Annotated in this window: 13 protein-coding genes; 3 read left to right on the forward strand and 10 right to left on the reverse strand. The window is 62.9% G+C overall.

Annotated elements, in window-relative coordinates; translation table 11 throughout:
• Positions 1 to 128: 128 nt before the first annotated feature.
• On the reverse strand, positions 129 to 1,481 hold the full coding sequence (locus ACEN84_RS14925) for a glutamine synthetase family protein (RefSeq protein WP_413709116.1): 1,353 nt from the start codon (positions 1,479 to 1,481) through the stop codon (positions 129 to 131).
• 83 nt (positions 1,482 to 1,564) lie between these two features.
• On the opposite strand from ACEN84_RS14925, the gene ACEN84_RS14930 reads away from it, so the two are divergent.
• Complete coding sequence (locus tag ACEN84_RS14930) at positions 1,565 to 2,932, forward strand: aspartate aminotransferase family protein (protein ID WP_413709117.1); 1,368 nt, start codon at positions 1,565 to 1,567, stop codon at positions 2,930 to 2,932.
• Here the strand turns inward: ACEN84_RS14930 and ACEN84_RS14935 are convergent.
• Genes ACEN84_RS14935 through ACEN84_RS14945 form a run of 3 tightly spaced genes read right to left on the reverse strand, consistent with a single transcriptional unit; the run spans position 2,929 to position 6,950 of the window.
• Entirely contained in the window at positions 2,929 to 4,440 is a 1,512-nt protein-coding gene (locus ACEN84_RS14935; RefSeq protein WP_413709118.1) for a glycosyltransferase family 39 protein, read from the reverse strand. The two genes, ACEN84_RS14930 and ACEN84_RS14935, sit on opposite strands and share 4 nt — an antisense overlap.
• 1 nt (position 4,441) lies before the next feature.
• A complete protein-coding gene (locus ACEN84_RS14940) occupies positions 4,442 to 5,962 on the reverse strand; it encodes an ArnT family glycosyltransferase (RefSeq protein WP_413709119.1) in 1,521 nt (506 codons plus the stop codon).
• Entirely contained in the window at positions 5,946 to 6,950 is a 1,005-nt protein-coding gene (locus ACEN84_RS14945) for a glycosyltransferase family 2 protein (RefSeq protein ID WP_130278611.1), read from the reverse strand. Before ACEN84_RS14945 ends, ACEN84_RS14940 begins: the two co-directional genes overlap by 17 nt.
• Positions 6,951 to 7,033: 83 nt before the next feature.
• On the opposite strand from ACEN84_RS14945, the gene ACEN84_RS14950 reads away from it, so the two are divergent.
• A complete protein-coding gene (locus ACEN84_RS14950; RefSeq protein WP_413711309.1) occupies positions 7,034 to 7,996 on the forward strand; it encodes a lysylphosphatidylglycerol synthase domain-containing protein in 963 nt (320 codons plus the stop codon).
• Here the strand turns inward: ACEN84_RS14950 and ACEN84_RS14955 are convergent.
• The 4 genes from ACEN84_RS14955 to ACEN84_RS14970 are packed head-to-tail and all read right to left on the reverse strand — an operon-like array spanning position 7,964 to position 10,300.
• On the reverse strand, positions 7,964 to 9,202 hold the full coding sequence (locus ACEN84_RS14955) for an RNA polymerase sigma factor (protein WP_413709120.1): 1,239 nt from the start codon (positions 9,200 to 9,202) through the stop codon (positions 7,964 to 7,966). The genes ACEN84_RS14950 and ACEN84_RS14955 overlap by 33 nt on opposite strands.
• Positions 9,203 to 9,205: 3 nt before the next feature.
• Complete coding sequence (locus tag ACEN84_RS14960; protein WP_413709121.1) at positions 9,206 to 9,565, reverse strand: YciI family protein; 360 nt, start codon at positions 9,563 to 9,565, stop codon at positions 9,206 to 9,208.
• 4 nt (positions 9,566 to 9,569) lie between these two features.
• Positions 9,570 to 9,929, reverse strand: a complete 360-nt coding sequence (locus ACEN84_RS14965) for a YciI family protein (protein ID WP_413709122.1) — start codon at positions 9,927 to 9,929, stop codon at positions 9,570 to 9,572.
• The gene (locus ACEN84_RS14970; protein WP_413709123.1) at positions 9,926 to 10,300 is read right to left on the reverse strand and encodes a YciI family protein; all 375 of its coding nucleotides are present in this window, start codon (positions 10,298 to 10,300) and stop codon (positions 9,926 to 9,928) included. The genes ACEN84_RS14965 and ACEN84_RS14970 overlap by 4 nt, the downstream gene beginning before the upstream one ends.
• 152 nt (positions 10,301 to 10,452) lie before the next feature.
• Between ACEN84_RS14970 and ACEN84_RS14975 the strand changes: the two genes are divergently transcribed.
• A complete protein-coding gene (locus ACEN84_RS14975; protein WP_413709124.1) occupies positions 10,453 to 10,671 on the forward strand; it encodes a hypothetical protein in 219 nt (72 codons plus the stop codon).
• 2 nt (positions 10,672 to 10,673) lie between these two features.
• Here the strand turns inward: ACEN84_RS14975 and ACEN84_RS14980 are convergent, their stop codons facing one another.
• Positions 10,674 to 12,176, reverse strand: coding sequence for an AMP nucleosidase (locus tag ACEN84_RS14980; RefSeq protein ID WP_413709125.1), 1,503 nt, complete (start codon positions 12,174 to 12,176; stop codon positions 10,674 to 10,676).
• A 62-nt stretch (positions 12,177 to 12,238) separates the two neighbouring features.
• The gene (locus tag ACEN84_RS14985) at positions 12,239 to 12,418 is read right to left on the reverse strand and encodes a hypothetical protein (RefSeq protein ID WP_112719611.1); all 180 of its coding nucleotides are present in this window, start codon (positions 12,416 to 12,418) and stop codon (positions 12,239 to 12,241) included.
• Between the last annotated feature and the right edge of the window lie 119 nt (positions 12,419 to 12,537).

The raw sequence follows: 12,537 nt of genomic DNA on the forward strand, positions 1-12,537 counted from the left end.
CAGGCATCTTTCCGCCAGGATCAAAGGCGATTGGCTCGACCGTACCTAGGGATATGCCCTTCGCCAATCGCCTTTGCGCTGTCGAAAACCTGCTCCGGCAGAATGCTTCAATATAACCAGGAAACGCTCTAGATCCGCGGCAGGTAGGTGCAGTAGTCGAAATCCGACACGGTGCGCAGATAGGCCAGCGCTTCCTTGTACTTCGTATCGCCGTAGAGCTTCTGATAGCGCTCGCCGAAGATATCCTTGATGAAGGTGGAGGCGCGGAAGGCTTCAACCGCCGTCAGGAAATCATGCGTCAGCCGCTCGGTATTCTCAGGCACATGCGAGGGCGTCGTCTCTTCGCCCGGATCAAGCTCGCCATCGAGACCGAGCAGCATGCCGCCGAGGATCGCCGCAAGCAGCAGATACGGATTGGCGTCGGCACCGGCGACACGATGTTCGACACGCGCCGCCGGGCCGTTCATGTCAGGAATGCGGATCGCCGTACCGCGATGCCCATAGCCCCAGGTGAGATCAACAGGCGCGAACGAGCCCGGCTGGAAGCGGCGGTAGGAATTGGCGAAGGGCGCAAAGATCAGCTGCGCCTCGCGCATCGATTTCAGCATGCCTGCGGTGACTGACTTCAGCAATTTCGGCTCGCCGCCCTTGGCGTCCAGAATGTTGCTGCCATCCTTGTCGACGATGCTCGCATGCACATGCAGGCCGGAACCGGCATGGTCGGAATAGGGCTTGGCCATGCAGGTGGATTTCAGGCCGTGCCGCTTCGCTGCCTGCTCGGCCACGCGTTTCAGATAGATGCAGTCGTCTGCGGCTGCCAGCGCATCCGGCCGGTGCAGCAGATTGATCTCGAACTGGCCGGGGCCGAATTCCGCCGTCGTCGCATCGGCAGGCAGTTCCATCGTGCTCGCATAGCCGCGCACGGTCTTGAGATAGTCGTCGAGCGCATCCGTCGCGCCCATGTCGTAGAGCTGGTAGCCGTTCGGCTCGCCGCGATAGGTCAGCTTCTTCGGCGGGGAGGGGCGGCCGGTCTCCAGCCAGTCCTGTTCCACCACGTAGAATTCCAGCTCGGTGGCGACGACGGGCGTCAATCCGCGCTCGTCATAACGCTTCAGCACCGAAGCCAGGATGGCGCGCGGATCCATGAAGCTCGGGCTGCCGTCGAATTCGTGCATCGTCGCCAGCACCTGCATCGAGCCCTCGGGCGCCCAAGGCAGCGGTGCCAGGCTGCGCTGGTCGGGGATGCAAAGGCCGTCGGGATCGCCGATCGTCAGCGACAGGCCGGTAATGTCGTCATTGTCGTCGCCCCAGATATCCAGCGACTGCGTCGAGGAGGGCAGGCGCACCTCGCCGGCCCAGACCTTCTTCTGCGCGTCGAGCGGAATGCGCTTGCCGCGCAGGTCGCCATTCATGCCGACAAGCATGATTTCGATCCAGGGCTCGTCAGTTGCAGCTTTGCCGTGCATCTTGTCAGCCGTCATGATCTTGAAAATCCCCTCTGAGCAGGCCAAGGTCGTAACCCATTGGGAAGATCCTTTCAATCTCTGCAGGTGTTTCGCAAATCATGTCCGATACTTACCAGCGCTCTAATCTCGCCGCCCTCGACGCCGCCCATCATCTTCACCCCTTCTCGGACATGAAAAAGCTCAACGCCGACGGCACGCGCATCATCGAGCGCGGCGAAGGGGTTCACATCTGGGATAATCAAGGCAAGAAATATCTGGATGGTTTCGCCGGCCTCTGGTGCGTCAATGTCGGCTACGGCCGCAAGGAAATCACCGATGCGGTCGCCCGGCAGATGAACGAGCTGCCCTATTACAACACCTTCTTCGGCACCACGAGCACGCCAACTACGCTGCTCGCCGAGAAGGTGACCGCCCATGCCGGCGATCGCTTCAACCACGTCTTCTTCACCGGCTCCGGTTCGGAGGCCAACGACACCTGGTTCCGCATGGCGCGCGTCTATTGGAGCGCCGTCGGCAAGCCTTCGAAAAAGACGGTCATCGCCCGCCGGAACGGCTATCACGGCTCGACCGTCGCCGGTGCCAGCCTCGGCGGCATGAAATACATGCACGAGCAGGGCGACCTGCCGATCCCGGGGATCGTCCATATCGGCCAGCCCTACTGGTACGGCGAGGGCGGCGATCTCTCGCCCGCCGAATTCGGCCTGAAGGTCGCCCGCGAGCTGGAAGCGAAGATCGACGAGCTCGGCGAGGAGAATGTAGCCGCCTTCGTCGCCGAGCCGATCCAGGGTGCTGCCGGTGTCATCGTCCCGCCGGAGACCTACTGGCCGGAGATCGCCCGCATCTGCAAGGCGCGCAACATCCTGCTGGTCACCGACGAGGTGATCTGCGGCTTCGGCCGCCTCGGCGAATGGTTCGGCCATCAATATTACGGCGTCGAGCCCGATCTTGCCCCGATCGCCAAGGGCCTGTCCTCAGGCTACCTGCCGATCGGCGGCGTGCTGGTGTCCGACCGCGTCGCCGATGTCCTGATCAACGATGTCGGCGATTTCAACCACGGCTTCACCTATTCCGGCCACCCCGTCTGCGCCGCCGCCGCGCTGGAAAACCTGCGCATCATCGAGGACGAGAAACTGGTCGAGCGCGTCCGCGACGACATCGGCCCCCATTTCGCGAAAGCCTGGGGCGCACTCGCCGATCACGACCTCGTCGGCGAAGCCGCAAGCGTCGGCCTGATGGCCGCCTTGCAGCTCACCGCCGGCAAGAAGACCCGCACCCGCTTCGAAAAGCCCGACGCCATCGGCTCGCTGGTGCGCAACCACGCGCTCGCCAACGGCCTGGTGCTGCGCGCCACCGCCGACCGCATGCTCGCCTCGCCGCCGCTGATCATCAGCCATGCGGAGGTCGACGAGATGGCGCGGATCACGAAGATCGCGCTGGATGCGGCGTGGAAGGAATTGCGGGGTTAGGGGGCAGGCGGCGCGATCAGCGCATAGCCGAACCGGTAGGTGTCGCCCTTGTGGGCATAGAAATAGGGAACGTCGATGGTCGAGATCTCGGGAATCGCACCCGCGAGATCCGGTCTCTGCTTCAGCCATTCCGTAGCCTTCGCCGACAGCCCGCTTTCACCCGCAGTGCCCATTGGCCAAACGATCAGCAACGGATGTTCCTTCGATATCGCAATATCCGGCTTGAAGCCCGGATAATCGAGCGACACGACGGTAACGGGGTAGAGGTCCTTGCGGAGGTTGCCTGCAAGGAGGCTTCCTTCCGCGACGATTGCTGAGGGATCGGCCTTCTGCCGCAGCGCTTCGGCAGCGCGCAGGAACGGCGTGTTCAGCCGCTCGTAATCGCCATTGAAGCTCGCCATCGCGACCCGGCCGAAGAGGATCGACGGGACGGCGATCATGATGATCGCGACGATCGGCATGAAGCGGCGCAACGCCTGGCCAGCGTCGATCTTCGATGCCTCGATCTTCAGCGCCAGATAGAGCGGCATCACGAAGAACAGCGGCACAAGCCACCGGTCCTTGACCTGCGAGGCGCCGCCGAAGAAGACCAGCATGAGAATGCCGAGCATCGAAAAGAGCATCATGCGTCCGAACAGCCGCGTCCATTCCGAGCTCCCCGAAAAGGCAGTGAGCAACGGTTTGCGGAAGACGATCGCGAAGACCACCATCGTGACGGCGCAAAAGCCGATGACTGCCAACAGCAGCGAGCCGGTGCCGGTCAGAACCTGCAGGATATAGCTCGCATGGTCGTTATCCGTCAGCTTCTCCAGGGTGCGAGCCGTGGCGAAGCCGAGATTGTCCTTGAGCCAGAACAGGTGCGGCGTGGCAATCGCGATGGTGACGAGTGCCGTCAGGCCAATACGCCAGTCGAACACCCGCTTGCGCATCTGCTGATCGAAGAGAACGGCAAGCAGGGCGGAAATCGGCAGAAGCGCGAAATTGTACTTCGAGAGGAAGCCGAGGCCGATGCCGACACCGGTAATAAGATAGGCCAGCGTATCGCCCTTATGCAGCGCGCGGATGAAGCCGTAGAGGAAGAGGCATCCGGAAAAGAACACGGCGACCGTATGCGTCAGGTCGCGCTGCATCTCGAACGCCACCTGCGGCAAGGTAATAAGCCCGAGCGTCGCCATAACCGCGAGCGCATCGTTCCGCAGCAATCGGCGCGCCGTCAGGCCGTAAAGCAGATAGGAAATGAAGAGCAGCGTATTCTTCGTCGCCGCAAGCGCCAGCACGGAGACGCCGCTGAACGAGAAGATGGCATATTGCAGCCAGTTGTAGAACGGCGGCTGTGGCCCGTATCCAGCGGCCAGCCATTGTGACCGAAAGGATTGCTCCGCTTCGTCGAGGCCGAGCGTTGGCGGCATGGCGATGCGGACGATAACCTGCAGCACGAAATAGAAAGCCAGCAAGCCGAAGACCCAGCCGATCCCGCTTTTGCCGGCCTTGTTATCAGTGCTGTCCATTTTATTTGCGCCCAACCCAAGCGTAACCAAAGGCGAAAGTGTCGCCGCTCTTGCCGAAATAATAGGGAAGCGCGAGCGTGCCGATGCCCGTCACCTCGCCATTGTTATCCGTGATCCAGGTCGAAAACTCTGGCGGCATTGGCGCCTCTTTGCCCTCAGGTCCGCGCCAGATGAAGAGCAGCGGCCCCTTCGTCAGCAGATCGTTCGGCAGGCCGGGATCAGGGAAGCCGGGCATCATGATCGGCGTGTCGGGGAAGACGAGCCTGAGGTTCCCGCCGACGTGGCGGTCGCCTGCGATGATCAGCCCCGGGCGCGGCTGGCCCTCGAGCACGCGGCCAAGACCGGCAAAGGGAATGTTCAGTTTGGTGTAGGAGCCGATATGCTCCCCGGCCACGACGCGCACCGTGAGGATGGCAACCACGACCGCCATCAGGATCGGGACGGCGCGCAGGAAGCGGCGCAGCGGCAGGCCGAAATCGGCGCCGGATACTTCCAGCTTGCGGAAGATGTAGAGCGGCAGGATGAGCAGGAACGGGTCGAGCCAGCGTTCGCGGATGTGCGTCGTGCCGGTTACCAGGATCACGCCGACGATCGCGATCAGGCTGATGGCGATCATCCGCTCCATCAGCAGCGTCCAGCGATCCCCGGCTTTGAGTGCGCGGATCAGGTCGCGCCGGAAGGATGCTGCGAAAATCACGATGGTCAGCGCCGAAAACGCGATGAGCGCAACGACAAATGAAAGCAGCCCTTCGCCGGCCGGGAAGATGTCGGTTGCCTCACGGCTATCGACCATCTTGCTGAGCGTCCCCGCCGTTGCCTGGTCGACATTGCCGTAGAGCCACAGCAGATGCGGCATGGCAATCGCGAGCGAGACTGCAAGCGCCGGCAAGATCCGCCAGTCGAAGAGGCGCTGCCGCCACTCGCGGTCGGGAATTGCGGCGGCGATCGCGATCAGCGGCATGAGCGCGAAATTGTACTTCGAGATGACGGCAATGCCGGTGGCGATGCCGAGCAGCATGTAGCTGCCGAAACTCGGCTTTTCGAGCGTCCGGAAGAAGCCGAACAGGAAAAGCGAGGTAGCGCAGAGCAGGGCGACCGTATGCGTCAGGTCCTGCTGCGGCATGTAGGAGACCTGCGGCAGCGTCAGGAGCGCCAGCATCGAGGCCGCCTGCACGGAGCGGTCCTTCAGAACCTCGCGTCCCGCCAGCCCGTAGAAGACGTAGCAGAGAAACAGCAGGATGTTCTTGGGCACGGTCAGCGCCCAGATCGACGGTCCGACGACCGCGACGATTGCATATTGCAGCCAGTTATAGAACGGCGCCTGCGGTCCATACCCGGCGAGCAGATATTGCGAGTAGAAGATCTGCTCTGCCTCGTCGAGCTCCAGCGAATGCGGCAGCGCGACGCGAAGGGCAATGTTCAGCAGAAAGTAGGCGGCAAGCAGGATGAGTGCGTTGCCGATCGATCTGCCGAACGATTGGACCGGGTGGATGCCCGGCTGAGCCTTAACTCTGGCTTCCATCGAAGATCTGCCGGACGATGTAGTTCGGCGAGGCGTCGTCGCGGTAGTAGGTGCGGGCGATCATTTCGGCGAGGATGCCGGTGGTGATCAGCTGCACCGAGGACAGCAGGAAGACGACGCCGACCATCAGCATCGGGCGGGTGCCGATGTCATTGCCGAGAATGAACTTGTCGAAGAACAAATAAAGCAGGATCAGCGCCGCGATCGCCCCGAAGCCGAGACCGAGCGAACCGAAGAAGTGGCCCGGGCGCGCCTTGTAGCGCATGAAGAACATCACCGACAGCAGGTCGAGGATCACACGGAAGGTGCGCGAAATGCCGTATTTCGACACACCGTGCTGACGCGCGTGATGCGTCACCGGCACTTCGCCGATGCGCGAGCTCGGCACGACGCCGGCGACCCATGCCGGGATGAAGCGGTGCATTTCGCCCATCAGCTTCACCTGCTTGATGATCGAGGCACGGTAGATTTTCAGGCTGCAGCCGTAATCGTGCAGCTTCACGCCGGTGATGCGGCCGATCAGATAATTGGCGCACCAGGAGGGGATCTTGCGCAGCAGCAGGCCATCCTGGCGGTTCTTGCGCCAGCCGACCAGCAGGTCGAGTTCGCGGCGCTCGAGTTCGGAGACCATCGAAGGAATGTCCTTCGGGTCGTTCTGCAGGTCGCCGTCCATGGTGGCGATCAGGCGGCCACGGGCCGTATCGATACCGGCCTGCATGGCGGCCGTCTGGCCGAAATTGCGCTGCAGCTCGACGATGCGCAGCGTGAGCCCGGCGCGGCCGGCATATTTCTTGGCGTTGACGAGCGTCGCATCGGTGCTGCCGTCATCGACCAGGATCAGCTCCCAGCTGCTCGGATACTGGGCCATTGCCTCGCAAATGCGCTCAACGAGCGGGCCGACGCTTTCTTCTTCGTTGAAGATCGGAACCACGAGCGAAAGCTCAAGCGGCGCTCCGGCATCATTTGCGCTCGAAAGCGACTCTGACATTGTCTGCAACTCTTATTGCTCCTAAAAGGCCGTTCATGGCCAAGCAGGCGGCCGTCGCCGCCCAAAGTCAGGATGCCTACTACATGAACTCTCCGGTTGGCGCTAGCCGACAATCCTGGTTCGCACGCAATCGCATGACGTTGCTCACCGTCGTGATCGTCGCAGCCTATGCTCTCTTCATCGAATGGTTTTGGGGCTGGTCCTCCATCCTGGCGCAATGGGCAGCCGTCGGCGTCCTGCCGATCGTCATCGCGCTCGTTCTCCTGACCAGCACCTATTTTCTGCGCACCTGGCGCATCCTGGATTACTTCCCGCGCGAGACATCGGGCCAGTTCCGCACGCTGTTCCGCGTCACCCAGATCCATAACCTGCTCAACATCATGCTGCCCTTCCGCAGCGGCGAGACCAGCTTTCCGCTGCTGATGCGCACCGAGTTCGGCATTCCACTGGCGCGGGGCACCTCGGCGCTTCTCGTCATGCGCCTGCTCGATCTTCATGCATTGCTTGCGGCTGCCGGAATCGGTTTGGCAAGCGAAGCGGGTAACGGCTTGATTGCATGGATAATCTGGGCCGCTTTCCTGGCGCTTCCCGTTGCAGCCTTCATCGTCCGCAAACCGCTGCTGCGCTTCGGCTTCAAGCTGGCGCCGAAGAAGGCGCAGGGCTTTCTGGCCGAGATCGAGAACGGCCTGCCGGTCGATGGCATCGCCTTTGCGCGCGCCTGGGCGATGACCGCGGTGAACTGGCTGGTGAAGGTTCTGGTCCTTGCCTGGGCTCTCAGCTTGATGGGCGTGCTGCCGCTGGCCGCGAGCTTCGGCGGCGCGCTTGGCGGCGAGCTCTCGTCCGTTCTGCCGGTTCATGCACCGGGCGGCGTCGGCACCTATCCGGCCGGCATCACCGCCGGTGCAGTCGCTTTCGGCGCCTTGGGCGGGAAGGAAGCGCTGGCGGCACTGGCGCAGGCGAGCATCAATGCGCATCTGCTGATCATCGTCTCGGCCCTGACGGGGACGGCGATCTCACTGCCCTTCGGCCGCCGCCGTCAGCTCTGAAATCCGCTTCCTCAGGAAGTTCTGCTCCGGCTCCTGCTGGCAGAGCGACAGCGCACGCTCATAGGCCTCGATTGCCTCCGCGATCCGCCCGAGGCGGCGCAGGAAATCGGCGCGCGCCGAATGCGCCAGATGATAGCGCTCGAGATCGCCGGATCGCAGGATGCCGTCGATGATCGCCAGACCCTGTTCGAAACCCTCGGACATGGCGATCGCCACCGCCCGGTTCAACGCCACGATGGGCGAGGGCTGGGCTGCCGCAAGCAGATCGTAATAGCGGGCAATCTGCCGCCAGTTCGTGGCTTCTGGCGTCGCCGCTTTCGAGTGCTCGGCGGCGATCGCCGCCTGCACCGTATAGAGCCCGACCTCTTCGCCAGTCATCGCGCGCTGCAGCAGCTGCAGCCCCTCGACGATCTTGCCGCGATCCCATGCGGAGCGGTCCTGGTCGTCGAGCAGCACCAGGCGCCCGTCATCGCTCGACCGCGCCAGCCGCCGCGAATCCTGCAGCAGCATCAACGACAACAGGCCATCGATATCCCTATGCGGCAGCAGCTCGCCGACGAGCCGCGCCAGCCGGATCGCTTCGCCCGTCAGGCCGCTGCGCACGACCGCACTGCCTGACGAAGCCGAATAGCCCTCGTTGAAGACCAGATAGATGACGTGCAGTACCCGGTCGAGCCGCTCCGGCAGTTCAGGTTTCTCCGGTACCTCGTAGGGGATCTCAGCCGCGCGGATCCGGTTCTTCGCCCGCACGATCCGCTGTGCCACCGTCGGCGCGGGGACGAGGAAGGCATGGGCGATCTCTTCGGTCGTCAGCCCGCAGACTTCGCGCAGCGCCATCGCCACCTGCGCCTCGGCAGGAATGACGGGATGGCAGCAGGTGAAGATCAGCCGCAGCATGTCGTCGGCAATCGCGTCCATGTCGTCTGCCTCCTCTGTTGCGGGATAAAGGCTGTCCTCGATGTCCTGCGTGGACGCGTCGGAACGCGCCCGGCGGCGGATATGGTCGATCGCCCGGAAGCGCCCGGCTGAAACCAGCCAGGACACCGGATTGCCGGGAATGCCGTCGCGCGGCCAGGTGCGCGCCGCCTCGGCAAAGGCGTCGTGCAGCGCTTCCTCCGCCCGGTCGAAATCGCCGAGCAGACGGATCAGCGTCGCCAGAACCCGGCGCGACTGCGAGCGGTAGATGTCCTCGATGACCCTGTCCAAGCGCTACTCCGGCAATGTCAGAAGCCGCACCGGCCGGATCTCGACCGCTCCGAAGCGCGCCGACGGGATCCGCGCGGCGATCTCTTTTGCCGCTTCATCATCGGGTGCCTCGATGACGTAGAAACCGGCGAGATGCTCCTTGGTCTCGGCATAGGGGCCGTCGGTCGCCTGCAGCTGGTTGTCCCGCACCCGCAGCACCGTCGCCGTCTCCGGCGGCTGCAGCGCATCGGCATGGATCATCGTCCCGTCGGCACGAAGCTCCTCGTCGAAACGGAAATGCGCGGTGACCAGCTGATGCCCTTCGGCTCGTGTCAGCGTTCCGTCGCGGTCGGCGGAGTTGTAGATAAGGCAGAGATAGCGCATCGGCTCACACCCCATCTTCGATCGAATAGGCAGGCCGCACCTCGATCGAGGCATATTCGACGATCGGGAAGGCCGAGGCGATCTCGGTCGCTTGGCCGATGTCCCGGGCTTCGATCAGCACGAAGCCGCCGAGATGTTCCTTGATCTCGGCGAACGGCCCGTCGGTGGCGCTGAGTGCACCGTTCGTGACGCGCACCGTCACCGCGCTCTCCGGCTCGCGCAACGCGAGCGCGGTCAGCAGATGGCCGCTGTCGCGCCAGCGGTTGTCGCTGAGGATGCATTGCTCCGTCAGCCTGTCCCATTCGGCCTGGGTCACCTGTTTGCTCTTTTCGGTATCGAACCAGATCTGGCAGAGGAATTTCATCGCGCGGCCTCCTGCAGCTTGCTCTTGAAGTCATGGACCGGCCGGACTTCGATCGAGCCGTATTTCGCCAGCGGAATGCCGGCCGCGACCCGGATCGCATCGTTGAGATCCTTGGCTTCGATCAGGATGAAGCCGCCGAGCTGTTCCTTGGTTTCGGCAAAGGGACCATCGGTCATCGCCATCTCGCCGTTGCGGACCTTGACGGTCACCGCTGCGCTCGGCGCCTGCAGTGCTTCAGCATGGACCATGTGGCCGCTGACCTCCAGGTCGAGATCGTATCCGGCCGAATCCCGGTCGAGCGTCCGTTTCTCCTCGTCACTCATCCGTTCGAGCACCGATGGCTCGAACCATACCTGGCATAGATATCGCATTGCGGCTTTCCTCCTGGCTGCCTCTCACAGCCCTTGGACGAAGAGACTAAGCGGAAATCGACAGGCACGGGAAAAATCTTTGTCAGGCTCCGGCTGTCGAAAGCGCCAACGTGCAAACGACCATGATCGTCGAAACCATTGGAGTCACGATCATGGGAATTCTGGAGATTGGAATTGCAAGCTGGGCCGCGCGCAAAAGAGCGCCGGTCAGCGCTGACGAATATTATGACATGCAGGGCTTCGATCTGCGCGGCCTGCTCGTGCGCCTGATGTTTGCTGTCGCGGTCTTCGCGGCCGTCATCTCCGGGCTCGAACTGTCGAGCCCCGCAGACAGCGGTCCGCAGGTGATTGCGGACCGCGATGTCAGGTAGGCTTACTGGAAGGCCGTCTCGAAGAAGCTGCGCAGCTTGCGCGAATGCAGCGCCTCTGGCGGCATGGCGGCCAGCTTCTGGATGGCGCGGATGCCGATCTGCAGATGCTGGTTCACCTGCGTCCGGTAGAAGGCCGTCGCCATGCCCGGCAGCTTCAGTTCGCCATGCAACGGCTTGTCGGAAACGCAGAGCAGCGTGCCGTAGGGAACGCGGAAGCGGAAGCCGTTGGCGGCGATCGTCGCCGATTCCATGTCGAGCGCGATGGCGCGGGCCTGCGACAGGCGCTTCACCGGGCCCGCCTGATCGCGCAGTTCCCAGTTGCGGTTGTCGATCGTGCCGACGGTGCCGGTGCGCATGATGCGTTTCAGCTCGAAGCCTTCGTAGCCGGTGATCTCGGCCACGGCTGCTTCCAGCGCCACCTGCACTTCGGCCAGCGCCGGGATCGGCACCCAGACCGGCAGGTCGTCGTCGAGAACGTGATCCTCACGCATATAGGCATGCGCCAGCACATAGTCGCCAAGGCGCTGACTGTTGCGCAGGCCGGCGCAGTGGCCGAGCATCAGCCAGGCATGCGGGCGCAGCACCGCGACGTGGTCGGTGATCGTCTTGGCGTTGGAGGGGCCGACGCCGATATTGATCATGGTGATCCCGGCATGGCCCTTCTTCTTAAGGTGATAGGCCGGCATCTGCGGCAGGCGGCCGGGTGTCGCATCGCCTTCGGGCGTGCTGGAGCCGGCATGAGTGATGATATTGCCGGGCTCGACGAAGGCCGTATAGCCATCGCCGCCATCGGCCATCAGCTTACGGGCCCAGGTGCAGAACTCGTCGATATAGAACTGGTAGTTCGTAAACAGCACGAAGTTCTGGAAATGCTGCGCGCCTGTTGCCGTGTAGTGGGCGAGGCGGGCGAGCGAATAGTCGATGCGCTGTGCCGTGAAGGGCGCAAGCGGCGAGGGCTCGCCGGGCGGCGGAATATATTCGCCGTTGGCGATCTCGTCGTCCGTCGTATTCAGATCCGGCGTATCGAAGAGATCGCGCATCGGAATATCCATGAAGGCCGATGCGGAGGCCTCGACATGGGCGCCTTCGCCGAAAGCGAAATGCAGCGGGATCGGCGTCGAGGATTCGGAGACGACGACAGGAACGTTGTGGCTCTTCATCAGAAGCGCCAGCTGCTCCTTCAGGTAATGGCGAAACAGCTTCGGACGCGTCACGGTCGTCGTATAGACGCCGGGCGAGGTCACGTGGCCGTAGGAAAGACGGCTGTCGATATGGCCGAAGCTCGTCGTCTCGATGCTGACCTGCGGATAGAAGGCCCGGTGCCGGGCGGTGATCGGCGCGCCCTTGGCGATCGCCGTGAAGCTCTCGATCAGGAAGGCCGTGTTGCGGTCGTAAAGCTCTGTCAGCGCGTCGACGGCCTTTGCCGGGTCGTCGAAGCTTTGCGGTTCAAAGGCTGGCGGAGAGGAAATATCGAGGGGTGCTAATGGAGAGATTCGTTTGCTCATGGCGCATTATAGGTTGCCATATGCAACACGCAAGCGACGGCGGGCGGGCTCGCCCGCGGTACCTACTTGTGCTCGCCCGAGCAGAAGGGGCTGGATGATTCCAGGCAGGTATAGTTGGCGCCGAAATGCGACTGCGCGCCACCGCCGCCGCCATGCACGACCGCCGCCGAAAAGCTGATCGCAAACAGCGCCGCAAACAGCGTGATGATGGTGAAACGTCTTGCCAAGATTTGCACGTCCATATTCCCTAACCCATAAGCCCCTTCATCTTGCCTCCCTTCTGACACAGGGCGGCTGAACGAGTGCTGAGATGCCGGTTCATATGGCGTTCAGGAATATTGACGGGTTTTTGGGGGGAGGC

Origin of the sequence: Rhizobium sp. Rhizsp82, assembly GCF_047325115.1 — a bacterium.
Taxonomy (GTDB): Bacteria; Pseudomonadota; Alphaproteobacteria; order Rhizobiales; family Rhizobiaceae; genus Rhizobium.

What these genes read in the sequence shown, in the direction of transcription:
- ACEN84_RS14975 (WP_413709124.1), top strand. Translation starts at nt 10,453, where the DNA reads ATGGGAATTCTGGAGATTGGAATTGCAAGCTGGGCCGCGCGCAAAAGA.
- ACEN84_RS14945 (WP_130278611.1), bottom strand. Translation starts at nt 6,950, where the DNA reads ATGTCAGAGTCGCTTTCGAGCGCAAATGATGCCGGAGCGCCGCTTGAG.
- ACEN84_RS14925 (WP_413709116.1), bottom strand. Translation starts at nt 1,481, where the DNA reads ATGACGGCTGACAAGATGCACGGCAAAGCTGCAACTGACGAGCCCTGG.
- ACEN84_RS14980 (WP_413709125.1), bottom strand. Translation starts at nt 12,176, where the DNA reads ATGAGCAAACGAATCTCTCCATTAGCACCCCTCGATATTTCCTCTCCG.
- ACEN84_RS14930 (WP_413709117.1), top strand. Translation starts at nt 1,565, where the DNA reads ATGTCCGATACTTACCAGCGCTCTAATCTCGCCGCCCTCGACGCCGCC.
- ACEN84_RS14940 (WP_413709119.1), bottom strand. Translation starts at nt 5,962, where the DNA reads ATGGAAGCCAGAGTTAAGGCTCAGCCGGGCATCCACCCGGTCCAATCG.
- ACEN84_RS14950 (WP_413711309.1), top strand. Translation starts at nt 7,034, where the DNA reads ATGAACTCTCCGGTTGGCGCTAGCCGACAATCCTGGTTCGCACGCAAT.
- ACEN84_RS14970 (WP_413709123.1), bottom strand. Translation starts at nt 10,300, where the DNA reads ATGCGATATCTATGCCAGGTATGGTTCGAGCCATCGGTGCTCGAACGG.
- ACEN84_RS14965 (WP_413709122.1), bottom strand. Translation starts at nt 9,929, where the DNA reads ATGAAATTCCTCTGCCAGATCTGGTTCGATACCGAAAAGAGCAAACAG.
- ACEN84_RS14985 (WP_112719611.1), bottom strand. Translation starts at nt 12,418, where the DNA reads ATGGACGTGCAAATCTTGGCAAGACGTTTCACCATCATCACGCTGTTT.
- ACEN84_RS14960 (WP_413709121.1), bottom strand. Translation starts at nt 9,565, where the DNA reads ATGCGCTATCTCTGCCTTATCTACAACTCCGCCGACCGCGACGGAACG.
- ACEN84_RS14935 (WP_413709118.1), bottom strand. Translation starts at nt 4,440, where the DNA reads ATGGACAGCACTGATAACAAGGCCGGCAAAAGCGGGATCGGCTGGGTC.